The organism is Glycomyces sp. NPDC021274, assembly GCF_040641195.1.
Lineage (GTDB): Bacteria > Actinomycetota > Actinomycetes > Mycobacteriales > Micromonosporaceae > Glycomyces.
Window position 1 is genome coordinate 64,996 of the sequence record NZ_JBFADC010000010.1, and the last position, 23,455, is coordinate 88,450.

The 23,455-nt window shown below is 70.9% G+C and carries 21 protein-coding genes; 13 read left to right on the forward strand and 8 right to left on the reverse strand.

What is annotated here, in order from left to right; all coding sequences use genetic code 11:
- Positions 1-40: 40 nt before the first annotated feature.
- Positions 41-883, reverse strand: a complete 843-nt coding sequence (locus AB0I03_RS20235) for an alpha/beta hydrolase (RefSeq protein WP_360415038.1) — start codon at positions 881-883, stop codon at positions 41-43.
- A 91-nt stretch (positions 884-974) separates the two neighbouring features.
- On the opposite strand from AB0I03_RS20235, the gene AB0I03_RS20240 reads away from it, so the two are divergent.
- Complete coding sequence (locus tag AB0I03_RS20240) at positions 975-1,535, forward strand: TetR/AcrR family transcriptional regulator (protein WP_360415040.1); 561 nt, start codon at positions 975-977, stop codon at positions 1,533-1,535.
- 41 nt (positions 1,536-1,576) lie between these two features.
- Positions 1,577-4,840, forward strand: coding sequence for a DUF4132 domain-containing protein (locus AB0I03_RS20245; protein WP_360415042.1), 3,264 nt, complete (start codon positions 1,577-1,579; stop codon positions 4,838-4,840).
- Positions 4,841-4,997: 157 nt separating this feature from the next.
- Here the strand turns inward: AB0I03_RS20245 and AB0I03_RS20250 are convergent, their stop codons facing one another.
- Positions 4,998-5,927, reverse strand: a complete 930-nt coding sequence (locus tag AB0I03_RS20250) for an aldo/keto reductase (RefSeq protein ID WP_360415044.1) — start codon at positions 5,925-5,927, stop codon at positions 4,998-5,000.
- A 2-nt stretch (positions 5,928-5,929) separates the two neighbouring features.
- Positions 5,930-7,150, reverse strand: a complete 1,221-nt coding sequence (locus AB0I03_RS20255; protein ID WP_360415046.1) for an ROK family transcriptional regulator — start codon at positions 7,148-7,150, stop codon at positions 5,930-5,932.
- Positions 7,151-7,256: 106 nt separating this feature from the next.
- Between AB0I03_RS20255 and AB0I03_RS20260 the strand changes: the two genes are divergently transcribed.
- The 7 genes from AB0I03_RS20260 to AB0I03_RS20290 are packed head-to-tail and all read left to right on the forward strand — an operon-like array spanning position 7,257 to position 14,934.
- Positions 7,257-8,366, forward strand: a complete 1,110-nt coding sequence (locus AB0I03_RS20260; protein ID WP_360415048.1) for a Gfo/Idh/MocA family oxidoreductase — start codon at positions 7,257-7,259, stop codon at positions 8,364-8,366.
- Entirely contained in the window at positions 8,363-9,889 is a 1,527-nt protein-coding gene (locus AB0I03_RS20265) for a sugar ABC transporter ATP-binding protein (protein ID WP_360415050.1), read from the forward strand. Before AB0I03_RS20260 ends, AB0I03_RS20265 begins: the two co-directional genes overlap by 4 nt.
- Positions 9,886-10,887 carry an ABC transporter permease gene (locus AB0I03_RS20270; protein WP_360415052.1) on the forward strand — a complete coding sequence of 334 codons (1,002 nt, stop codon included), beginning with the start codon at positions 9,886-9,888 and terminating at the stop codon, positions 10,885-10,887. Before AB0I03_RS20265 ends, AB0I03_RS20270 begins: the two co-directional genes overlap by 4 nt.
- The gene (locus AB0I03_RS20275; RefSeq protein ID WP_360415054.1) at positions 10,884-11,879 is read left to right on the forward strand and encodes an ABC transporter permease; all 996 of its coding nucleotides are present in this window, start codon (positions 10,884-10,886) and stop codon (positions 11,877-11,879) included. Before AB0I03_RS20270 ends, AB0I03_RS20275 begins: the two co-directional genes overlap by 4 nt.
- Before the next feature lie 16 nt (positions 11,880-11,895).
- Entirely contained in the window at positions 11,896-13,098 is a 1,203-nt protein-coding gene (locus AB0I03_RS20280; protein WP_360415056.1) for a substrate-binding domain-containing protein, read from the forward strand.
- The gene (locus AB0I03_RS20285) at positions 13,095-13,940 is read left to right on the forward strand and encodes a sugar phosphate isomerase/epimerase family protein (RefSeq protein WP_360415058.1); all 846 of its coding nucleotides are present in this window, start codon (positions 13,095-13,097) and stop codon (positions 13,938-13,940) included. The genes AB0I03_RS20280 and AB0I03_RS20285 overlap by 4 nt, the downstream gene beginning before the upstream one ends.
- Complete coding sequence (locus AB0I03_RS20290) at positions 13,933-14,934, forward strand: sugar phosphate isomerase/epimerase family protein (protein WP_360415060.1); 1,002 nt, start codon at positions 13,933-13,935, stop codon at positions 14,932-14,934. The genes AB0I03_RS20285 and AB0I03_RS20290 overlap by 8 nt, the downstream gene beginning before the upstream one ends.
- Here the strand turns inward: AB0I03_RS20290 and AB0I03_RS20295 are convergent.
- The 3 genes from AB0I03_RS20295 to AB0I03_RS20305 all read right to left on the reverse strand — a co-directional run bounded on the left by AB0I03_RS20295 (position 14,931) and on the right by AB0I03_RS20305 (position 16,982).
- A complete protein-coding gene (locus AB0I03_RS20295; protein ID WP_360415062.1) occupies positions 14,931-15,185 on the reverse strand; it encodes a hypothetical protein in 255 nt (84 codons plus the stop codon). The two genes, AB0I03_RS20290 and AB0I03_RS20295, sit on opposite strands and share 4 nt — an antisense overlap.
- A gap of 65 nt (positions 15,186-15,250) precedes the next feature.
- Positions 15,251-16,612 (reverse strand): permease prefix domain 1-containing protein, encoded by a 1,362-nt coding sequence (locus tag AB0I03_RS20300; protein WP_360415064.1) that lies wholly within the window; start codon positions 16,610-16,612, stop codon positions 15,251-15,253.
- Position 16,613: 1 nt separating this feature from the next.
- The gene (locus AB0I03_RS20305; RefSeq protein ID WP_360415066.1) at positions 16,614-16,982 is read right to left on the reverse strand and encodes a helix-turn-helix transcriptional regulator; all 369 of its coding nucleotides are present in this window, start codon (positions 16,980-16,982) and stop codon (positions 16,614-16,616) included.
- 248 nt (positions 16,983-17,230) lie between these two features.
- Here AB0I03_RS20305 and AB0I03_RS20310 point away from each other — a divergent pair, with 248 nt between their 5' ends.
- Complete coding sequence (locus AB0I03_RS20310) at positions 17,231-17,890, forward strand: nucleoside/nucleotide kinase family protein (RefSeq protein ID WP_360415068.1); 660 nt, start codon at positions 17,231-17,233, stop codon at positions 17,888-17,890.
- A gap of 287 nt (positions 17,891-18,177) precedes the next feature.
- Here the strand turns inward: AB0I03_RS20310 and AB0I03_RS20315 are convergent, their stop codons facing one another.
- Positions 18,178-19,020 carry an MBL fold metallo-hydrolase gene (locus AB0I03_RS20315; protein WP_360415359.1) on the reverse strand — a complete coding sequence of 281 codons (843 nt, stop codon included), beginning with the start codon at positions 19,018-19,020 and terminating at the stop codon, positions 18,178-18,180.
- A 218-nt stretch (positions 19,021-19,238) separates the two neighbouring features.
- On the opposite strand from AB0I03_RS20315, the gene AB0I03_RS20320 reads away from it, so the two are divergent.
- A complete protein-coding gene (locus tag AB0I03_RS20320) occupies positions 19,239-20,093 on the forward strand; it encodes an NAD(P)-dependent oxidoreductase (protein WP_360415070.1) in 855 nt (284 codons plus the stop codon).
- Positions 20,094-20,285: 192 nt separating this feature from the next.
- Here the strand turns inward: AB0I03_RS20320 and AB0I03_RS20325 are convergent, their stop codons facing one another.
- Complete coding sequence (locus AB0I03_RS20325) at positions 20,286-21,200, reverse strand: hypothetical protein (protein WP_360415072.1); 915 nt, start codon at positions 21,198-21,200, stop codon at positions 20,286-20,288.
- Positions 21,201-21,362: 162 nt separating this feature from the next.
- Between AB0I03_RS20325 and AB0I03_RS20330 the strand changes: the two genes are divergently transcribed.
- Complete coding sequence (locus AB0I03_RS20330) at positions 21,363-22,493, forward strand: hypothetical protein (RefSeq protein ID WP_360415074.1); 1,131 nt, start codon at positions 21,363-21,365, stop codon at positions 22,491-22,493.
- Positions 22,494-22,568: 75 nt separating this feature from the next.
- Positions 22,569-23,360, forward strand: coding sequence for a class I SAM-dependent methyltransferase (locus tag AB0I03_RS20335; RefSeq protein ID WP_360415076.1), 792 nt, complete (start codon positions 22,569-22,571; stop codon positions 23,358-23,360).
- The last annotated feature ends 95 nt before the right edge of the window (positions 23,361-23,455 follow it).

Genomic DNA, 23,455 nt, shown 5'->3' on the forward strand with positions numbered 1-23,455 from the left:
GCGCCCTTCCCGGTCGGGAGGGGCGCTTCGTCTGCGCCGCTTAGGAGCGGGCGAACTTCAGCAGGGCCTCGTTCACCTCTTCAGCGTGCGTCCACAGCAGACCGTGCGGTGCGCCCGCGATCTCGACGTACTCGGCCTCGGGGAACGCGGTGTGGAAGCGGCGGGCCGTGGCGTCGATCGGCAGGATGTTGTCCTTGTCGCCGTGGAGGATCAGCGAGGGCTTGCCCGCGGCGCGGACGGCGGCCACGTCCTCGCGGAAGTCCTCGATCCAGGCGGAGACCACGGCGTAGGCGGCGACGGGCGCCGAGGTCGTGGCGGTGTGCCAGTTGGCGGTGACGACTTCTTGGCTGATGCGGCTGCCGAGGTTCTCGTCCAGGTTGTAGAAGTCCTGGTAGAACTGGGTGAACCAGGCGTACCGGTCGCTCTTTGCGGTGGCGGCGATGCCGTCGAAGACCTCCTGCGGGACGCCCTCGGGGTTGTCGTCGCGCTGGACCAGGAACGGCTCGAGCGAGGCGAGGAAGGCGAGCTTGGCGACCCGCTCGTGGCCATGGTTCTTGACGTAGCGGGCGAGTTCGCCGGTGCCCATGGAGAAGCCGACGAGGATGACCTCGCGCAGGTCGAGGGTCTCGAGGACCTGGTTCAGGTCCGCGGCGAAGGTGTCGTAGTCGTATCCGGCGCCGACCTTGCTCGACTGGCCGAAGCCGCGGCGGTCGTAGGTGATGACGCGGTACCCGGCGGCGAGGAGCTCGCGGGTCTGGCGCTCCCAGCTGTGGCCGTTGAGCGGGTAGCCGTGGATGAGGACGACCGGCTGGCCGGAGCCCTGGTCCTCGTAGTAGAGCTCGACGGGGGTGCTGTTCTCGGTGCCGACGGTGATGGTGCCCATTGCAGCGGTCCTTTCATGTTGGAGAACGATCGTTCTCCGCTGATGTAGACTACGATAGAGAACGATCGTTCTCATGGCAAGGGGAGTTTCTATGATCGACGACACACTGGCCCGCGAACGGGTGGTGGAAGCCGCTGACCAGCTGTTCTACGCGCAAGGCGTGCAAGCGGTGGGCATGGACGCGGTCCGCGCCGCCGCCGGCGTCTCCCTCAAGCGCATCTACGCGCTCTTCCCGTCGAAGGACGCCCTCGTCGCGGCCGTGCTCGAGCAACGCCGCGCCCAGTGGAACGCCGGGATCGCCGCAGGCACCGCCGGTGCCGACACCGCGCGCGGCAAGATCCTCGCCGTCTTCGACTTCCTCGACGCCTGGTTCCGCGAGCCCGACTTCAACGGCTGCGCCTTCATCAACGCCTACGGCGAACTGCACGGCGGCAACCCCGCCGTGACCCGCACCGTGCGCGAGCAGAAGGCGTCCTTCCAGCGGTACATCGCCGACCTCGTGCGCGAGGCGGGCGGGCCCGAAACGCTCGCCGCGCAGATAGCGATCCTCGCCGAAGGCGCCCAGACGACCGCCGCGATCGCCGGCACCCCCGAGGCCGCCGCGCAGGCCCGCGCCGCCGCCGAGGTGCTGCTCGACGCCGCCCTCGCCTGAGCGCGTAGCCGGTGTCGTACCGGGTTCCTATGCTCTTCAACGTGAATGCAACTGATCCCTCATCCCCGGCGCTCCTCGACGAGGACCGCGTGGACTTCCCCGACGAGTGGCGTGAACACTGCCTCGACCGGCGCGGGCGCGGCACGCCCCGCTCTGTCGCCGTCGATCCCGATGCGCCGCAACGGGTCAAGGCGCTCTTCGCGGAGCAGGCCGGACTGCTCGACCCGCTCATCGACGCCCTCGACGTGCCCGCCTACGCGCCGACGATCCGGGCCGGGATCGCCGGCGAGGCCGATCCGCTCGGCGCCGCGCTCGCTCTCGCCGTGCTCGCCCGGGTGTCACCGGGCTCGTACCTCGACATCGAGGACCTCGGCCGGGACGCCTGGATCGGTGCGCACGGCCTCGCCTTCGCGTCCTGCGCCCTGGTCGAGATGCTCGGATACGAGGTCTACCACTGGGCCCGCAGCGGCAGCAGGTACGGGCGTGTGAGCATCGCGGAGCCCGACGGGCACCGGGTCGCGCTCATCAACGACCACGTGCGCCGGATCGCGCGGCTGCGGTCCCTCCTCGCGTCCCTTCCGGACGACGAGTACGCGGCCGTGCGCGACGCGGTCGCCGCGCACCGCACCTCCGACGCGAAGCGCTTCGGAGCGGCGCTGCTCATGCCCGACCAGGAGGACTGGGTCCGCGACGCCCTCGACCTCCACAATGGAGCACGCCTCCGCAGGTCCGGCTACGACCTCGTCTGGGCGATCGCCTCCACCCGCGAGGACGCCGAGCGCGCGGGCACCACCGGGCTCAGCATCTACGGCGACGTCCCCGAGCGGATCGCCCTGCTCCTCGACGCCCTCGGTGTCGACGCGTTCCCCGTGCTCGTGAACACCATCGAAGGCGAGGACCGGTCGAGCGTCGAAGTGCGCGGACTCCTCTACGACGCCATCGGCCGCCTGCCCTCCGAAGCGGCGCTCACCTACCTGCTCGTCGACCTCACGAACCCGCACGCCGCGGCCGCCGCCAAGCAGGCGGCCGCCCGCTTCCCGGTCCGCACCCTGCGGGCGGTCCTCGCGATCGCGCCGGGCGCACACGCCGCCACCAAGGTCCGCCTCGCCGGATTCGCCCGCGCGAACGGCCTGCTCGACGCGGCCGCAGCCCTGAGCGACGCCGAACGGGACCGCCTCGCGGAGCTGGTGTCCCGCCGCCACCCCGTCGCCGAGACCGTCCCCGAGGCCTTCACCACGCCGCCCTGGACCCCCTACGCGAAGCCCGCCTCCAAGCGGGCCGCCCTCGCGCTCACGCCCCCGGACCTCGACGAACTCCGGTGGACCCCAGGGCAGCAGGAGGACTGGCGCAAACTCTCGGGTTACGCCGTCACCTACTGGTCCGACCCCGCCCGCTGGGACCGCAGGGACGCCGAGCACCCGGACAACTGGGCGTTCAACCACCTCATCGCCTACGCCCCCGACGAACGCACCCGGCCGCTGCTCCCGAAGTGGGACGGCACCTCGGAATCGCTCACCATCGCCACCCTCAAGCCGATCCTCGCCCGCTACGGCGACGAGGTCAAAGCGCACACGATGACGGTGCTCAAGCGCAAGTCCTCGTTCCGGGAGGCCCTGGAGCCCTTCGTGAGCCTCGACGCCGCGCGCCTGGCCGCGGGCTGGCTCTCCCGCTCCCGCAACGAGCGCGCCACCGCCCGGTCCTGGTTCGACACGTACCCGGCCGACGCCGCCGCGTTCCTCATCCCGGACGCCGTGGGCAAGGACGCCAAGCTCCGCAAGGCCGCCATGGACGCACTCCGGTACCTCGACCGGTCCATTGTGGACGAACGGGCGGCGTCGTACGGCGAAGAGGCCGCAGCGGCCGTCGCGGCGCTGCTCGACGCCGACCCGTTCGACCCCCAGCTGCCGCGCATCCCCAAGCCCGGTGCGTGGGCCGACCCCGGGGCCCTCCCGCAGGTGCTGCTCGCGGACGGCTCCGCGGCCCTGCCGGATGCGGCCGTCCGCACCCTGATGACCGCGCTGGCGATGGACGGCTCGGAGCGCCCGTATCCGGGCGTCGACGTGCTGGCCGCCGAGTGCGACCCGGAGTCGCTCGCGGCGTTCTCGTGGGGCCTGTTCGAGCTGTGGCTCTCGGCGGGGTCGCCGTCGAAGGACGCGTGGGCGATGGACCAGCTGCAGCGGTTCGCCGACGACTACGCGGTGCGGCACCTGACTGCGCGCATCCGCGAATGGCCGGGCCAGAGTCAGAACCGCAAGGCGGTCCGCGGCCTGGAGGTGCTGGGCGGGGTCGGCTCGGAGGCGGCCCTGCGCGCCGTGCACGGCATCGCGCAGAAGGCGAAGTTCAAGGCGCTCAAGAAGACCGCGACCGAGCAGATCGAGGTCATCGCCGAGCGGCTGGAGCTGACGCTCGACCAGCTGGGGGACCGGCTCGTGCCGGACTTCGGGCTGGCCGACGACTCGCTGGTGCTCGACTACGGGCCGCGTTCCTTCACGATCAAGTTCGACGAGGCGCTGAAGCCGTACGTGATCGACGACCAGGGCAAGCGCAAGGCGAGCGCGCCGAAGCCGAACGCGAAGGACGACCCGGATCTCGCCCAGCCCGCGTACGAGCGGTTCGCCGCGCTGCGCCGCGAGCTCAAAGCCACCGCGGCCGAGCAGGTCAAGCGCCTCGAAGGGGCGATGGCGGCCGGCCGCACCTGGACCCGCTCCGAGTTCCAGGAGTTCCTGGTCGACCACCCGCTCATGTGGCAGCTCTCGAGCCGCCTCGTGTGGCAGGCCGGGGACACGGCGTTCCGGCTCGCCGAGGACCGGACCCTGGCCGACGCCGAGGACGAGCCGTTCGCACTGCCCGAGGACGCGGTGGTGCGGCTGGCGCACCCGCTCACCCTGGGGGACGAGGTCGAGACGTGGGCTTCGGTGTTCGCGGACTACGAGATCCTGCAGCCGTTCGACCAGCTGGCCCGGCCCGCGTTCCAACTGTCCGAAGAGGAGCGAGAGAGCGGGAGCCTGTCCCGGTTCGTGGGGGCGAAGGCGGGCGGCGGCCCGCTCATCGGCCTGCTCAACCGCGGCTGGAAGTTCGGCGGCCCGCAGGGCCGCGGCGGCTACGGCCTGTACCGCGAGCTCCCCGGGTGCGGGTACGTGTACGTCGAGTCGAGCCCCGGCGTGCACCCGGGCTACGGGTACGACAACAGCGTCGAGCAGACGCTGGACACGGTCGAACTGAAGCTGCCCGCGGGCGTGGCCGTCGATCCGGTCGCGATCTCCGAGGTCATGCTGGTGATCGCGCGGCTGAGCCGCTCCGCGTAAGGGCCTGCTCCGTGCAGGGGCCCGCTCCGCGCGAGGGCCCGCTCCGCGTAAGGGCTCCGCGCGGGGGCTCGCTCCGCGCGAGGCGCGCTCGCGAGTAAGGGCTTAGCTCGGCCAGATCCAATACCATATATCCTATAGGATCTGGCCGAGGCCGAGCTTAGATGCCGGCGTCGGGAGCGAGCGCCTCAAGCTCCTCCCACAGGGATTCGGGAATCTCGACGTCGAGCAGTGCGATGGTCTCGGCGGCCCGCTCGGGCCGGGAGATGCCGACCACTGTGGAGTCGACCAGCGGGGAGCGGGTCGAGAACTGGAGGGCCGCCGCGATGAGCGGCACCCCGGCCCGCTCGCACGCCGCGCTCATCGCGAACGCGGCCGCGGCGATCGCCTCGTCGCGTTCGCCGTAGCAGTACTTCGGCTGCTGCGCAGGGCCCTTGGCGAGCATCCCGCCGCCGTACGGGGCGGCGTTGAGGACGCCGAGGCCCCCGGCGCGGGCCTTGGTGAACAGCTCCTCGGCCTCGCGGTTGAGCAGCGTGTACCGGTTGTGGTTGAGCACGATGTCGAACTCGCCGGTGTCGAGGTACCGCTGGCTCAGGCGCACGTCGCCCGAGGCCACCGCGAGGTGGTCGGCCACGCCCGACTCCCGGATCTCGACGAGCGCTTCAAGGGCCCCGCCGGGGGCGAAGCCGTCCTGCTTCATGAACTCGGGGTCGTGCAGGGCGAGGATCGGCAGGTGGTCGACGCCGAGGCGCTCCAGGCTCTCCTCGAGCGAGCGCCGCACCCGGTCGCCGGAGTAGTCGCCCGTCTCCGGGTCGGCATCCACTTTGGTCTGCAGGACGAAGCCCTCGGGCAGGCCGCCGCGGCGGCGGATGGCCTCGCCGATGCGCCGCTCGGACAGGCCGTCCTTGCCGTAGTTGTTGCCGGTGTCGAGGTAGTTGACCTCGCTGTCGAAGACCGCGAGGATCGTCTGGACCGCCCGCTCATCGTCCACTTCGTACCCGTACACCGAGTCGAACCCGGCGAGCGTGCTGGTGCCGATGCACAGCGGGGTCACTTGGAGTCCGGTCTGGCCGAGGGTGTTGCGCTGCATGATCATCCGTTCGTCTTGAGTTCGGTGCTTGCGTCGAGCCGGTCGGGGTGCAGGGCGTGCTCGATGACCATGACCCCCGCGCCGATCGCGCCGCTGCTCTCGCCGGTGCGGGCGGCCGCGATGCGCAGGTGCCTGGTGGCCAACGGGAGCGAGCGCTGGTAGATGACCTCGCGGACGCCCGCGATGAGATGGTCGCCGGCCAGCGCGAGGGAGCCGCCGATGACGATGATCGAGGGGTTGAAGAAGTTGACGGCCCCGGCGAGGACCTCGCCGATGTCCCTGCCGGCCTGGCGCACGAGGCGCAGGGCCGGGACGGAGCCGGAGCGGGCGAGTTCGACGACGTCGAGGGAGCCGCCGGCGGGGACGCCCTGCGCGGTGAGGTTCCGGGCGATGGCGGCGCCGCTGGCGACGGCTTCGAGGCAGCCGGTGTTGCCGCAGCGGCAGTGGACGTCGTCGGCGCGGGCGACGCGGATGTGCCCCATGTCGCCGGCGGCGCCTTGCGCGCCGCGGTAGACCTGGCCTGCGGCGATGATGCCGCAGCCGATGCCGGTGGCGGCCTTGATGAAGAGCAGGTGCTGGTATTCGGGCCAGGCGGTGAAGTGCTCGCCGAGGGCCATGATGTTGACGTCGTTGTCGACCATGACGGGCACGGGGATGCGTTCGCGCACGTACGCGGGGACGTCGAAGCCGTCCCAGCCGGGCATGATCGGCGGGTTGACGGCGCGGCCGGTGTCGTGTTCGACGGGGCCGGGGAGGCCGATGCCGATGCCGAGGAGGTCGGTCGCGGGGCGGCCGACCTCGGCGAGGAGTGCGAGGCCGTGTTCGACGGTCCAGTCGAGGACGGCCTTGGGGCCCAAGGCGATGTCGAGGTCGGCGTTGGTGACGGCGAGGACGTTCCCGGCGAGGTCGGTGACGGCGAGGCGGGCGTGGGTGGCGCCGAGGTCGGCGCCGAGGGCGATGCGCGCGGCGGGGTTGAACGCGAAGGTGGCGGGCGGCCTGCCGCCGGTGGAGGCGGTCTCGCCGGTGGGGGCGATGAGTCCGGCGGCGAGGAGGGCGTCGATGCGGCCGGTGACGGTGGAGCGGGCGAGGCCGGTGAGCGCGGCGAGTTCGGAGCGGGTGCGGGGGGTGCCGTCGCGCAGGAGCTGGAGCAGCGCACCGGCGCCGACCGAGGCCCCGGGGGCGCCGCGGCGGGGCGCGGAAGGCGCTGCCGAACCATCTGTCACTCGACTAGTGAACCACACGGGTTTGGACGGGGTCATGACGTAACTGTTTCATAACGCCGACAACTTTTGCTTGTGCTCTGTCATAAGTCTGCCCTACGGTCGTCATATGGCTCACGTCACGATCACTCGGCAGGACTACCGCGCGGCCGTCATCGGCACCGGCTTCATGGGGCGCGTCCACGCCCGCGCCATCGCCGTGGCCGGCGGGTCGCTCGCCGGGATCGCGGGGTCCACTCCGGAGCGGGCCCGCGAGGCTGCCGCGGACCTCCGCGCCGCGACCGTGTTCGACGACCTCGACGCGGCGTTCGACGCCGCTGACGTCGTGCACGTCTGCGTCCCCAACCACCTCCACGCCCCGATCGCCTTGGCCGCCATAGCGGCCGGGAAGCACGTCGTCTGCGAGAAGCCCCTGGCCACGGACGCCGAGACCGCCCGCGTGATGACCGAGGCCGCGCAGGACGCGGGCGTGGTCGCCACCGTGCCGTTCGTCTACCGCTTCCACCCGATGGTCCGCGAGGCCCGCGCCCGGGTCGCGAGTGGACGGATCGGGCGCCTCACCCTCGCGCACGGCTCCTATCTCCAGGACTGGCTCCTGCGCCCCGGCGACGACAACTGGCGGGTGGACGCCGACAAGGGCGGCGCGCTGCGGGCCTTCGGCGACATCGGCTCCCACTGGTGCGACCTCCTCGAGTTCGTCTCAGGCGACTCCATCACCGCCGTCAACGCCCAGCTCGCCACCGCCAACCGGCAGCGCTCGGGCCGGGACGTCTCCACAGAGGACATCGTGACGCTGCAGTTCGCGACCGCCGGAGGGATGGTCGGCTCCACGGTGATCAGCCAGGTCTCCGCGGGGCGCAAGAACCGGCTCCTGCTGGAGATCTCCGGCACCGAGTCGACCATCGCCTTCGACCAGGAGCAGCCCGAGACCTTGTGGCTCGGCGGGCGCGACCAGAACGCGATCCTCATGCGCGACCCCGAGCATTTGAGCCCCGACGCCGCCCGCCTGGCCCGCGTCCCGGCCGGGCACGCCCAGGGCTACCAGGACTGCTTCGACGCCTTCGTGGCCGACACCCGCGCCGCGATCGGCGCTCTTGCAAAAGGCACCGACGCTCCCGAGGGGCTGCCGACGTTCGCGGACGGCCTGCGCGCCGCGCGCATCGCCGAGGCCGTCTTCGCCTCCGGCCGCGCCCGCGACTGGGCGGAGGTGCCGCGATGAGCGCACTGCTGGCCATGCGCGGCATCGGCAAGGCGTTCCTCGGCGTTCCCGTGCTCTCCGCAGTGGACCTCACAGTGAACCGGGGCGAGGTCCACGCCCTGGTGGGGGAGAACGGCGCCGGCAAGTCCACCTTGATGAAGATCCTCGCGGGCGTCCACACCGCCGACGCCGGCACGGTTGAACTGAACACAGGCGAGTTGGGCAGCCGCATAGTCTCCTTCACCCACCCCGCCGCCGCCCAGAAGGCCGGGGTCGCCTCGGTCTTCCAGGAGTTCAACCTCCTGCCCGAGCTCACCGTCGCCGAGAACGTCCACCTCGGACACGAGCCGCGCCGCCGTGGGGCCATCGACCGCAAGGCGATGAACGAGGCCGCCGCGGCGGCCCTCGCGGACCTCGGCGTCGAGGACCTCGCCCCGACTGCGAAAGTCGGCACGCTCTCGGTCGCCCACCAGCAGATCACCGAGATCGCGAAGGCCCTCTCGCAGGGCGCGGACCTCATCTGCATGGACGAGCCGACTGCCGCCCTGGCGGACGCGGAGGTCGCCCTGCTGTACCGCCTCGTCGCGCGCCTGCGCGAGCGCGGCGTCGCCGTCCTGTATGTCTCCCACCGGCTCCGCGAGATCTTCGACCTGTGCGACCGGATCACCATCCTCAAGGACGGCCGCCTCGTCGACAGCGTCGCCACCGCCGACATCACCCCGGACGAGCTGGTCACCCGCATGGTCGGCCGCCGCATCGAGGCCCAGTTCCCGCCGCGCCTGCCCGGCACCGAGACAGGCGAGGTCCGGCTGCGGATCGACGGCGGCGGCAACGACTACGTGGACGGCATCGACCTCGAGGTGCGCGCGGGCGAGATCGTCGGCCTAGCCGGACTTCAGGGCTCGGGCCGCACCGAGATCGCCGAGGCGGTCTTCGGCATCACCCCGTTCACCCGCGGCACGGTCGCCGTCGACGGCCGTCCGGTGCGGATCTCCCGCCCCCGCAAGGCCATCGCCGCCGGGATCGCGCTCGTCACCGAGGACCGCAAGGCCCAGGGGCTCGCGCTGCACCAGTCGGTGAAGGCCAACGCGCGCATGGTGCTCGACGCGAACGCCCGCGTCCACTCCCGGCAGCGCCTGGGCCGGATCGAAGGGCTCCTCGCGAGCCTCGACCTCGTCGCCCGCGGCGACGACCAGGAGGTCCAGTTCCTCTCGGGCGGCAACCAGCAGAAGGTGGTCGTCGCGAAATGGCTCGCGGCCGAGCCGGGCGTGATCGTGCTCGACGAGCCGACGCGCGGCATCGACGTGGGCGCCAAGCACAAGCTGTACTCCGTGATCCGCTCCCTCGCCGCCGAAGGCCTCGCGGTGCTGCTCATCGCCTCCGAGCTCATCGAGGTCATCGGACTCGCCGACCGGATCGCGGTCCTCCATGACGGCCGCATCGCCGGGGAGCTGCCCGGCGGCGCCACCGAGCAGGAGGTCATGGCCTACGCCACCGGGCGGCGCCACGACCGGCCCGATCCTGAAGGGAGCGAACCGGAATGATCGCCCCGACCCCTCGCCGCCTCGGCACGACCGCCCTCATCTACCTCGCCCTCGCGGGCGTCCTCGCGCTCGGCGCCGCCGCCGTCGCGGTGGACGGCGGGAACCTCTTCGCGACCGCGAACCTCGTCGACATGCTCACCCGCACCAGCCTCACCGGGTTCCTCGCCATCGGCATGACCCTGGTGATCCTCTGCCGGTCCCTGGACCTCTCGGTCGGGTACGTCGCGGCGCTCTCGAGCCTCGTCGCGGCGACCACCATGGACGGTCAGGCCGCGAACATCCCGCTCGCCGTCGGTCTGGTGCTGCTGGTCTCCGGCCTCATCGGGGCCGCGAACGGCGCGATCGTCGCCTTCCTCAAGGTGAACCCGTTCATCGCGACCCTCGGCACCGGCCTGATCCTCAAGGGCTACCTGGACACCCAGTACAAGGGCCCGGCGGGCGACGTGCCGGCCGTGTTCCAGCAGTTCGGGTACACGCGCATCGCGTTCGTCCCGGTCTCGGCGCTCGTGATGCTCGCGGTGGCCGCCGCGGCGGTCTGGTACCTCAGGTCCACCCGCACCGGCCACCACATGTACGCCGTGGGCGGTGACGTCGAGGTCGCCCGCATGTCCGGCATCCGCACCACCCGCGTGCTGCTCACCGCCCACGTCCTGTGCGCGATGTGCGCGGGGCTCGCCGGGCTGCTGCTCGCGGCCCGGTTCGGCACCGGCTCGGCCGAGGCCTACACGAACCTGTACGAGCTGGACGCGATCGCCGCGGTCGTGCTCGGCGGCACCCTGCTCCTCGGCGGCAAGGGCGGCGTGGCGGGCACGGTCGCCGGCGTGGCGATCCTGGCCGTGCTCGACACCGTGTTCAACGTGATGCAGATCGACCCGTTCGCGAAGGACGTGCTGCGCGGAGCGGTGATCATCACCGCCGTCGCCCTGTACGCCCGCCGCCAGCTCGACCGCACCGCCCGCAGACCCCGCTTCGCCTCGGTGCAAGGGAGGCCGTCATGACCCGCGCCCGCAGGCTCGGCACCGCCCTCCTCGGCGGCGGCACCGGCACGGTGTTCCTCCTGCTCGTGCTCATCTTCGCCGGCATCCTCGCGATGAACCCGGGGTTCTTCGAGGGCCCGTCGCTCATGGCGTTCCTGAAGCAGGCCGCGCCGCTGGTGATCCTCGCGGCCGGGCAGTACTTCGTGATCGTCTCGGGGAACTTCGACCTCTCCGTGGGCGCGCTCGTGGGCGCGCAGGTGGTGATCGCCGCGCGGCTCATCGACGGCGAGGAGTCCCGCACGGTCCCCGTCATGCTCGTGATGCTGGCCTTCGGCATCGGTGTGGGCCTGGTGAACGGACTCATCACCACCGTCCTCAAAGTCCAGTCGTTCATCACGACGCTCGGGATGCTCCTGGTCCTGTACGGCGCGATCCGGCTCTGGACCGGCGGCGCCCCCACCGGCAGCCTCTCGGAGGCGTTCCGCACGCCCGGGCGGCTCGGCATCACCGGTGTGCCGGTGGTGGGCCAGATCCCGTGGGCGCTGCTCATCATGCTCGCCCTCGGTGCGGGCGCGATCCTCTTGATGCGCACCAGGTTCGGCCGCATCCTCATGGCCTCGGGCGACAACGAGCTCGCCGCGAAGCTCTCCGGCGCCCGCGTCGACGCCGCCCGCACGGCCGCGTTCGTCCTCTCCGGCATCTCGGCCACCGTGGCGGGCATCCTCATCGGCGGGTTCGCGGGGGTGAGCGCCCAGGTCGGCGAAGGCCTGGAGTTCACCGTGATCACCGCCGTGGTCCTCGGCGGCGTCGCGCTCGGCGGCGGGCGCGGCACGGCGCTCGCCGCCATGGCCGGCGCGCTCGCGATCGAGGCCCTGTTCACGCTCTTCAACCAGATGGCGCTCCCTGCGACGCTCCGGCCCGCCGTGCAGGGCGTCATCATCATCGCCGCCGTGGCCTACGCCGCCCGGCGGCGGACCCGACCCGCCTTGCAATCCACCGCCAGTCCCTCATGAAAAGAAGGTCCGCATCATGCAGACGACACGTCTAGCCTTCGCCGCAGCGGCCGCCCTCGGGCTGCTCCTCGCGACCGGCTGCACCACCGACACGCCCGCCGACGACGCCGCCACCGACGAGTCCGCCCCCGCGGCCGACTCCGGCGAGTGGTTCGTCCAGGCCGAGTACGACGAGCAGCTCGCCCAGCGCGACATCGAACCCGAAGGCGACCCGAACACGCCCTGGCTGCAGGCGATCGAGCCCGAATGGGTCGACACGACCGAGTTCAAGCGCGAGGGCGGGGACGCCACCGTGTGCTTCTCGAACGCCTCGGTCTCCAACCCGTGGCGCGTCACCGGCTGGATCACCATGCAGGAGCAGGTGAAGGTCCTCCAGGAGGCGGGCGCGATCGGCGAGTTCCGCACCTCGGACGCCGGTGACGACGACGACCAGCAGATCTCCGACATCCAGGCGTTCGTCGACTCCGGCGAGTGCGACGCGCTCATCGTCTCGCCCTCGACGACCGCGACCCTCACGCCCGCGGTCGAGACCGCTTGCGCCTCGGGCATTCCGGTGATCGTGTTCGACCGCGGTGTGAACACCGACTGCGCGACCACGTTCATCCACCCGATCGGCGGCTACGCCTACGGCGCTGACGCCGCCGAGTTCCTGGTCGAGAACCTCGAACCGGGCTCGACGGTGCTGGCGCTGCGCATCCTCCCGGGCGTTGACGTGCTCGAGCACCGCTGGGCCGCGGCGCAGCAGATCTTCGGCGACTCCGAGATCGAAGTGCTCGGCAACGAGTTCACCGGCGGCGACGCCGCCGAGATCAAGAACATCGTGAGCCAGTACCTGCAGCGCGGCGACGTGGACGGCATCTGGATGGACGCCGGCGACGGCGCAGTGGCCGCGATCGAGGCGTTCGAGGACGCCGGGAAGCCGTACCCGGTCATGGCCGGGGAGGACGAGCTCTCGTTCATGCGCAAGTGGGAGGAGACCGGGATGACCGCGATCGCCCCGGTGTACTCGAACTTCCAGTGGCGCACCCCGGTGCTCGCTGCCACAATGATCCTCAACGGCGAGCAGGTGCCGGCCGAGTGGGTGCTCCCGCAGGAGCCGATCACCGCCGCCGACCGCGACGAGTACCTGGAACGGAACGCCGACATGCCCGCACTGCACTACGCGAAGTTCGGCGGCGAGGACCTGCCGGGCTTCCCCGACGCCTGGCGCGACCGTTGACCCGAAAGATCGGCGTCAACACCTGGGTCTGGGCCTCGCCGCTCGATGACGGGGCCCTGGCCCGGCTCGCCGTCCGCGTGCGCGACTGGGGGTTCGACACGATCGAGCTCCCGGTCGAGTCGCCCGGCGACTGGGACCCGCAGCGCGCGAACGAACTCCTCAATGGACTCGGACTCGACGCCACCGTGGTCCTCGTGATGGGCCCCGGCCGCGAACTCGTGGACGCCCCGCGGGCCGTGGTCGCCGAGACCCAGGCGTACCTGCGGCGCGTCGTCGACGCCGCTGTCGCGGTGGGCTCCAAGGTGATCGCCGGCCCCGCGTACGCCTCGGTCGGGCGCACCTGGCGCCTCGCGGACCGGCCCGCGGCCTACCGCGAACTGCGCGAGCACCTGGCGCCCGTGGCCGACTACGCGGCCGAACGCGGCGTCACGATCGCCGTGGAGCCCTTGAACCGCTACGAGACCAGCCTGGTCAACACCGTCGACCAGGCACTGGACGCACTCGATGGTCTGCCCGGAACCGCACTGGCCCTTGACATCTACCACATGAACATCGAGGAGACCGACATCCCGGCGGCGATCTGCCGCGTGGGGGACCGCATCGGGCACGTCCAGGTGAGCGCCAACGACCGCGGCTCGCCCGGCCGCGACCACCTCCCGTGGAGCGAGATCCTGCACGCGCTCGACCTCGCCGGATACGCCGGGCCCCTTGTCATCGAGTCGTTCACCGCGCACAATGCGACTATCGCGACGGCCGCCTCCATCTGGCGGGCGCTCGCGCCGACCCAAGACGCCCTCGCCGTCGACGGACTGACCTATCTGAGGAGTCTCACCGATGCCTAGACCGATCACCCTGTTCACCGGCCAGTGGGCCGACCTGCCGTTCGAGGAGGTGTGCCGGCTCGCCGCGGGCTGGGGCTACGACGGGCTCGAAGTGGCCTGCTGGGGCGACCACCTCGACGTGGTGCGGGCCGCCGAGGACGACGACTACGTGGCCGAGCGCAAGGCGATCCTCGAATCCCACGGCCTGGGATTGTGGACGATCTCCAACCACCTTGTGGGCCAAGCGGTCTGCGACGACCCGATCGACGAGCGGCACAAGGCCATCCTGCCCTCGCGCGTGTGGGGCGACGGTGAGCCCGAAGGGGTGCGGGGGCGCGCGGCCGAGGAGATGAAGGCGACCGCGAAGGCCGCCGCGAAACTCGGCGTCGACACGGTCGTGGGCTTCACCGGCTCCGCGGTCTGGAAGTACGTGGCGATGTTCCCGCCCGTCTCCGAAGCGGTGATCGAGGCCGGCTACGACGACTTCGCCGAGCGCTGGAACCCGATCCTCGACGTGTTCGACGAGGCCGGCGTCCGCTTCGCCCACGAGGTGCACCCCTCCGAGATCGCCTACGACTACTGGTCGACCCACCGCGCGCTCGAAGCGGTCGGCCACCGGACCGCGTTCGGCCTCAACTGGGACCCGAGCCACATGGTGTGGCAGGACATCGACCCGGCCGCGTTCCTCTGGGACTTCCGCGAGCGGATCTACCACGTGGACTGCAAGGACACCCGCAAGCGCCTCGACGGCCGCAACGGCCGCCTCGGCTCGCACCTGGCCTGGGGCGACCCGCGGCGCGGCTGGGACTTCGTGTCCACCGGCCACGGCGACGTGCCCTGGGAGGACTGCTTCCGCGTGCTCAACGCCATCGGCTACGCGGGCCCGATCTCGATCGAGTGGGAGGACGCCGGCATGGACCGCCTCCGCGGCGCCCCCGAAGCGCTCGAGTACGTGCGGAACCTGAACTTCGACCGGCCCACGGCCTCGTTCGACGCCGCGTTCAGCTCCGACTAGGACAGGCCCTCAGGCCCCGACAGGACGAGGGGGAGCCGGTCCGCGGCGATCTCGTAGACGATCTCCAGACCGTCCTCCTCGTCCCACTGCCAGTCCTGGCCCGCGAAGTACGCGGAGACGGGCACGGGGCTTGCGCGGTTCGCCGCCGCCAGGTCGCCTGCGGCGAGGGCGGCGAAGGCCGCCAGGTCGAGGTGCACGATGCGCACTTCGGGCCGGGGCGCGGATGCGGCGGAGCGCTCTGGGTGGTTCACCGTGCAAGGCTCTCACCCGTGCCGGAGCAGCGCGAAGCCCCGGGCCGCGACCCGGGGCATCGCCACTATGCGAACGCGAAGACCGGCGGGAAGACCAGCACCACGACCCACACCCACGCCGCGTACACCGGCACGTAGTCCGTCTGCCAGCGCTCCAGCAGCGCGAACCGCTTGCGGCCCTTCACGATCCCCCAGTACAGCCAGGCCGTCCAGGCGAGGTTCACGAACAGGATCAGGTTCTCGCCGAGCGCCGCGCTCTTGTTCGGCGTGAACCCGAACTCGGTGATCCGGCCCAGGATCGCGATGAGCACGAGCACGTCGATGAGCAGGGCGCTCACCACGAGCGCGAGCTGCATCCAGTCGAACAGCCCGGCCGGAGCGACCGGGTCGCGCGCCGAGATCGAGTACAGGACGAGGCCGAGCACGACCACCAGCAGCAGGTCGAACAGGATCAGCATGTCCCGCTCCACATCGATCGCGTTGGTGGTCAACCCGATCGCGACGAGCACCGCCACGAGCGTCACCGCGAACAGCGGCGTGAACACGCGGGTGAGCACCGGCGCCATGTTCTCGATGACGCTCTGCTTCGCCTCCACCAGCCAGGCCGCGACGACCACGGCCGCCGCGACACCGCAGGGCAGCAGCCATTCGCTGATGAACGTCTCGGCGTCGATCCCGATGGCGCTGAACGTGCCCAGCGTGATCGCGGTGAGCACGCCCCCGCCGAGACCGATGAGCACCAGGTAGATGAACCACTCGCCGCTGAAGCGGATGAAGTCCATGCGCCGCTGGCCCGAACGCCAGTCGCCTGCCGCGTAGGCCACCCCGACGACGAGCCACAGCGCCAGCGGCAGGTGGATCGCAGTGAGCACTATGGACTGCGAGTCGTCCTCGACCGGGTAGGCGTTGGCGCCGACGGCGCCGAGCGCGAACAGGCCGAGCAGCGCGAGCGCGGTGCCCCGGCTCACCTTGCGGCGCCACGCGAAGTACACCGCGAGCGGCGCGAGCACGAGCAGGCCCGCGTTGCGCCCGTAGAACTCCATGCTGTCGTCGAACCCGAAGCCGAACAGCGCCGGGAGTTTCACGGCCAGCACGCCGAGGGCCGCGCACACGACCATGACGAGCAGGCCGCGGCGCTGCTCGGCCTCGGCGGGCGCGTCCTCGTCGGTGAGCACGAGCTGCTTCCACAGCCGGTCGGAGTGCTCGCGGGCGAACTCGCGGGAGAGCTCGTCCATGCGGCCCATGCGCTTGACGGCGATGAGGAACGCCTCGTCGGGGCGCAGGCCCGTCTCGGTGAGGTCGGCGACCCGCTCGCGGAGGTGGTCCTCGAGCTCGTCGACGTCGGCGCTGGCGACGGCGCGGCGGCGCAGCATGTAGGAGCGCCATTCGGCGATCTGCGTTTCGAGTTCGGTCTCGTTCTCGGTCATGTCACCCCTCCAGTACGGGGCCAGGCGTCGGGACGATCGACCGCGTGGCTTTCCAGATGTCTTGCAGCGCTTCGGTGACGGCGTCCCACTGCTTGCGCTGCTCGGCCAGTTCCTTGAGGCCTTCGGGGGTGATGGCGTAGTACTTGCGGCGCCGGCCGCCTTCGGGGGTGCGCCAGTGGGCGTCGACGTAGCCAAGCCGTTCGAGGCGGTGGAGGAGCGGGTAGAGCAGGCCTTCGGTCCATTCGAGGCGGCCGCCGGAGCGTTCACTGATCGCTTTGAGGATCGCGTAGCCGTAGCTCTCCTCTTCGGCGAGGATGCCGAGGACCAGGGGTGTCGCCGAGGCGGCGACGAGGTCTTTGGCGATGTGCATGAGGGGGTGCCTCCTAACCCTAGTAGTTCTATGCCTTGTGGTTCTATGCATCGTAGCGCTAGGGTTCGCGTTTGCGCAAGACACCAGGTCAGGAGGTTGTGGCGGGACCGAGCGGGCGCGCCACCCTCCGGGATCGCCTTTCAGCCGACCGGCTCGACCGGCTCCCCGCGGCCCGGGCGGGCCGCTCGAAGGCCCGAATCCGGACCGCCGGAAGTCCGTGCGCGCGGGCGGTCGGCTAGGTTCGGCGCGTGGACATCGCAGACGACCCCCAGGCGCTGTTGGCGCGCGCGAAGGCCCTCACCGCGCAGGGCCGCGTGCTCATCGGCATCGCCGGCTGCCCGGGCGCGGGCAAATCGACCGCCGCCGCGTGGCTGGCCCGCGCGCTCGACCAGGCGGGCCGCCCGGCCGTGCAGGTCCCGATGGACGGGTTCCACTTGGCGAACGCCGAACTCGTGCGCCTCGGCCGGCGCGAACGCAAGGGCGCGATCGACACGTTCGACGGCCACGGCTACCGCGCGCTGCTGGAACGCGTTGCAGCCGAACGGGAAGCGGTCGTATACGCCCCCGAGTTCGATCGTCGGGTCGGCGAGCCCGTCGCCGGTTCGATCGCGGTCCCGTCCGAGGCCGAGGTCGTGGTCACCGAAGGGAACTACCTGCTGGACGAGGAGGGCCCGTGGCCCCGCGTGCGGGCCGCGCTCACCGAGGTCTGGTACTGCGAGACGCCCGAGCCGCTGCGGCTCGCACGGCTCGTGGCCCGCCACGAGCGGTTCGGGAAGTCGCCTGAGCGGGCCCGCTCATGGGTCGCCGACGTCGACGAGCGCAACGCCGAACGCATCCGCGCCGCGAGGCACCGCGCCGACCTGGTGATCGACTTCGATGCGCTGGGCATCGGGCGGCCTGACGCGTAGGGCGTGCCGTGACCGGCCGGCCTCGTGATCGAGTTCGAGGCGCCCTCCGATCGATGCGGCGCGCCGTATCCTTCGCGCCGCTTCGATCATCGGCGGCACGGCACGGCACGGCACGGCACGGCACGCACGGCACGGCCCGAGACCCGGCATCGGCCCGAGCCGCCCGGCGGGCCGGGGCGACCCGCGTTGGTGGCCATGCGTGACGCCGCGCTCGGCCGCGCATTGGCGGACCCGACGCGTCATGTCGCTCCTCGACCGGTCCCGCCGAGCGCGTCGAGCGCCCAGGCTCAGTCCGAGGCGGACGGCATCGCGACGAACGGCTCCGTGAGGTGCGAGGTGGCCAGGTACCGCTTCGCCGCCGGCTCGACCGCCAGCAGCCGTTCCCTTGAGCGCCTTGCCTCCTCGCGGTCGATCTCGTAGACGTAGGCGAGCTCCGGGTACAGCGCCTGGATCGCGTGGACCAGCAGGTCGCCGGTGATGAGCACCGACTCGCGGCCGTGAGCGACGAGCACGCTCTGGTGCCCGGGCGTGTGCCCCGGCGTGGCCACAACCCGGCCCGCGTCCCGGAGCGGCGCGTCGCCGTCGAGCAGCCGCAGTTGGTCGGACGCCTGGAGCGGGTCGATCAAGGTCTCGCGCAGCTGCGGGTTGAGCGTGTCGACGGCGTCGAACTCGGCCCGCTGGATGAGGTACGAGGCGTTGGGGAAGAAGGAGCCGAGGCCGGCGCCCGGCCCGTCGCCTTCGGCCACGACGGCCCAGCCGACGTGGTCGGTGTGGAGGTGCGTGAGCACCACAGTGTCCACTTCAGACGGTTCGATGCCCGCCGCCGCCAAGGACTCCGGGAGCTTGCCGGGCAGGGGAGCCCAGGTCGCGGGCGCGTCGGCCGGGCCGATCCCGGCGTCCACCACGGTGACGCCCTCGGGCCCGCGGATCGCGAACGCCCGGAAGTTGAGGGACCAGCGGCCCTCCGCGTCGACTGCCCCGGGGTCGAACCGGTCGACCGCCGCCCACTGTGCGGCATCGGCGTCCGGGAAGGCCTCCTCCCGGGAGGTGAACGGGAAAGGGCCCACGCCATCGGCGAGGGCGATGATCTCGGTCGAACCGATCCGGATTGCGGGAGTCACGGCCGCGATTCTGCCACGATCGGGTGACACCGCCGCCGCAGCCGGGCGATTCTGTCGTACCCGCGCGCAATGCTGGCGGGGAAGGTCCCCGGGTGGGTGGGGGCTAGGGATGGTATGCAACCGCAAGCACCCCATTGAGCAGGCCGTTTGGCATGGAGCGGACTCCAGGTCGTAGGCTTCGGGCGATACCGAGAGCGATACCGATCGAAGCAAACGGGGGAACATTGATGGCACGCGTGGCGGTGACCGGCGGCAGCGGCAAACTCGGACGAGCTTGCGTCCGCGACCTGGTGGAGCACGGATACGAGGTCGTCAACCTCGACCGCGTCCCTTCGCCTGACGGCCTCGCGCCGTTCCTCCAGATCGACCTCACCGACCACGGCCAGGTCGTCTCCGCCCTCACCGGCGTCGACGACCGCTACGACCGCCTCGACGCCGTCGTGCACCTCGCCGCGATCCCCGCCCCGGGCCTGCGCCCGAACTCGGCGGTGTTCCACGACAACATGCTCAGCACCTACAATGTCTTCGCCGCCGCCAAGACCGCCGGCATCGACAACATCGTCTGGGCCTCAAGCGAAACCGTCCTCGGTCTCCCCTTCGAGACCCCGCCGCCCTACCTCCCGGTCGACGAGGAGTACGAGCCGCGTCCCGAGTCCACCTACTCGCTCGTCAAGACCCTCGAGGAGACGATGGTCGCCCAGCTCTGCCGCTGGAACCCCGCGCTCAAGGCCACCGGACTGCGCTTCTCGAATGTCATGTACGTCGAGGACTACGCGGCCTTCCCCGCCTTCAACGAGGACCCGACCCTCCGCAACTGGAACCTCTGGTCCTACATCGACGCCCGCGACGGCGCGCTCGCGATCCGCCTCGGCCTCGAACGCGAAGGCACCGGCAGGGAGGTCTTCGTGATCGCCTCCCCTGACACGGTGATGACCACGACGACCCCGGAACTCGTGGCCGCCCACTACCCCGACCTCGAGCTCAAGCGACCCGTCGAGGGTCACGAGACGCTCCTGTCGATCGACAAGGCCCGCAGGCTCCTCGGCTTCGACCCGAAGCACACCTGGCGCGACCACGTCTGAGGCATGGCGGAAGGGCGGAACCGCGGTCCCGCCCTTCCGCTGTCCCGCAAGGGGACTAGCCCGCGATCAGCTCCTGCGCCTGCACGGTGTACTCGCGGATCTGCTCCTGCCGGCCCGGATCGTACACTATAAATCCTATACGATATTGCCGCAACGGGTCAGATCGTATACCATATATCCTATAGGATCTGGCTACTCGAGGCGTTTGCGCCATTCCAGGTCCGTGATCCTGATCCGAGTGCGTTCCGAACCGTCCCAAGCGGTCTGGAGCCCGTGCGCCTGGAGGGTCTTGACGATGTCGTGCCCCACCGCGATGGTCTCCTCGACCAGGTCGGACCGCGACCCGTAGGCGAGGTAGAGGACGCCCTCATGGGCGGACTCGGTGTCCTGCATGTGGAAGAAGACGTACCCGCGGTGCTCGGGACCGGCCTCGTCCCAGATCTCAGTGGTGCCGCAGCGCTGGCAGCAAGCGAAGTGCTCGCGCGCGACGATCCCGCTCCGGTCGAGTTCCGCGAACGCCTCCGTGAGCCGGTCGCAGTCCGTCACGCCCCAGCCCGCCTGCTCGGCGACCTTCTCGCGCCACATCGGGGCGAGGATCTCCCGCGCCTGGGCCCGCGTGATCGGCGGGTCCGATTCGGACATCTCCTCGAGGTCCTGCACCATTCGGTCGAACGACAGGTATCCCATCTGGAGGTACTTGGCGGCCAGGACAGTGGTCTCGGCGGCCGCTTCCGGGGAGGGCGCGGGCACCGGCTCCTCGTCCCACCACTCCGCGAGCTCCCACGGATGCCCGCCGTCCCAACCCGGTTCGTTGCGCGCCCAGGCCACGAACACCGCGGCCGCCGCCGCCACGTCGAGCGAGGTCTCCCTCCACGGCTCGTCGCCGACCCGGAACGACACGTCGACGGACCTCGAACCGGGCTCGCTCGCCGCCTGGATGGTGTCGTGCGGCAGGTCCGGAACCCGCTGCACGACGATCCACTCGAGGGCCCCTTCATCGAGCTGATGCACGCGTTCGCGGAGCGCGTCCGGGGTGAGGTGCGCGAACGTCCGGTTCCGGTCGTCGTAGCCGCGGATCGCCAGCGGCTCGTCAGGGGTCTGGCTCATCCGGCCACCCTACGAGACCGCCTCGAGCGGCCGGACCTCGTACCAGACGCGGGAGCCGTCGTACTCGGACCGGCCTCCGGCGGCGTGTCGCGGTCGAGCGCACTCGCTACAGTGTCGGGACAGTCCCGCACCAGCCTGAACCCTCGGAAGGCGGTCGCCGAGATGCGCCGTGCCGCAAGCACTTTGCTCGCCGGAGCCTTCGCGCTCACCGGATGCTCGGATCCGGAACCCGAGGTCACAGCCGAGGACGTCGCCGCCATCGAGGCCAGCATCGTGAACGGCTCCGCGCTGGCCTGGGAGCTCACCCAGGCCGAGACCCGGGTCGCGAGCATGTGCATGCAGGACGAGGGCTTCACCGTCCACGACACGAACCGCCTCCACGGCAGCATGATCCCGAACCGCTTCGAGGGCTTCAACGCCCCGTACGCGCGCATCCCCACGGTCGAGCAGGCGCAGAAGTTCGGTTTCGGCACCTGGGTCTGGGGCACCGATTCCGAAGAGGCCCTTGCGATGCGCGAGGACCTGGACTTCCTCGCCTTCACCGCTGAGGACCAGGGCTGGATCGATCCCGCCGAGGACGTCGCGTACGCGGAGTGGCAGGCGATGGACGAGGAGTACAAGGAGGCGTGGACCGTGGCGTTCGTCGGCCCGGAACGCGCCGCGTACGACAAGGCCGTGTCAGAGGCCTTCGAGGGGGCGGACTCCCCGGAGGAGGTCGAAGCGGTCGACCTGGAGGCGCTCGGCCAGGAGCCGCCTTTCGGCGGCTGCGAGCTGAAGACCATCGAGATCGTCTACGGCGAACCGTTCCACCAGGAGGTCGACGGTGAGGAGTACTGGAGCCGGCCCGACACGGAGAGCCCGCTCACCTGGATCGGCGACGGCGAGCTGTACGCCGAGCTCGCGAACGAGTACGCCGAGCAGGAGGAGGATTTCCTGCTCTGCGTGGGCGAACGCGGCTACGGCGAATGGGAGTTCGACGACTTCGGTTGGCTGCCGACCGGGACGTACCTCGGGCAGGTCAACGGCGACGACGTCACGTACGAAGGCATGGAGGAGGAGATCCCGCCGCTTCCCGACGACGCCGAGGACGCCGATCCCGTGGCGTTCGAGTTCGCGATGGCCCTCGATTTCGCCGAGTGCGCCGAGAGCAGCGGCCTGCGCGAGGGCTCGGATGAGGCCTGGGCCCGCATGAGTGTCGAGCAGGTCATCGACCGCGAGTCCGAGGTCTACGCCTGGGAGCAGCAGATCCAGGAGTACTTGAACAACGCCCAGGACCACATCGCCGGGAACTAGCCGCGTCTGACGTGACGCTCCCGGCCTGCGCCAAAACGGCTTGGTGCTTTGAGGACGGATCGATACGCTGCGGGCATGGACTGGGTCAAGGACTTCTACGAGGGCAGCGTCCGGTGGTGGGGCGAGGCCGAGTCGGTGATCGGCGACCGCGACCGCCGGCGTGTGGCCCTGTTCCACCGGCTGCTCGGCGACACCCCGAAGACGATCCTGGAACTGGGGTGCGGCTCGGCGACGACGGCCGCCGCGTTCGCGGAGGCCGGACATCGGGTCCTCGGCATCGAACTGGTCGACCGGTCCGACTTCACCGCTCCGCTCGTTGAGCGGTCCGCTCCCGGCTCCCTCAGGGTCCTTCAGGCCGACTTCTACGAGGTCGACCTCGATGAGCGGTTCGATGCGGTGACCTACTGGAACGGTTTCGGCATCGGCGACGACGCCGACCAGCGCCGCCTGCTGCGCCGCGTCGCCACCGAATGGCTGACCGATGGCGGCACCGCGCTGATCGACGTGTTCAACCCGCTGGTGTGGGCGTCATGGCACGGCGATCTCGAGCACCGGCCGGCGCTCCCCGAGGCGGGGTACCACCACGACCTCTTCGAGCGCAACGGGTTCGACCCGGTCGCCAACCGGGCCGAGCTGACGTGGACGGACGCCGCCGACTCCCGGGAGCGGTTCACGCAGCACCTGCGCTGCTACAGCCCGGCCGATCTGCGGCTGCTGCTCGAGCACACCGGTTTGCGCCTCGATCGGATTGTGGCCGGTGAGGAGTCGCTCGACCCGGCAGCCGTCCACACTGGCCATCTGCCATTGCTGAACGAGCACTACGAGTACACGGCGGTGCTCAAGCCGGCGGATCCTCTCGCCGACTGAAGGACGACGCGCTGAGCGGACGCTGCCGACCGAACGGCTCGCGCGGACGATCGCCGAACTGCAAGGTGAAGCAGTTCGGCGATCGTCCGCTCGCT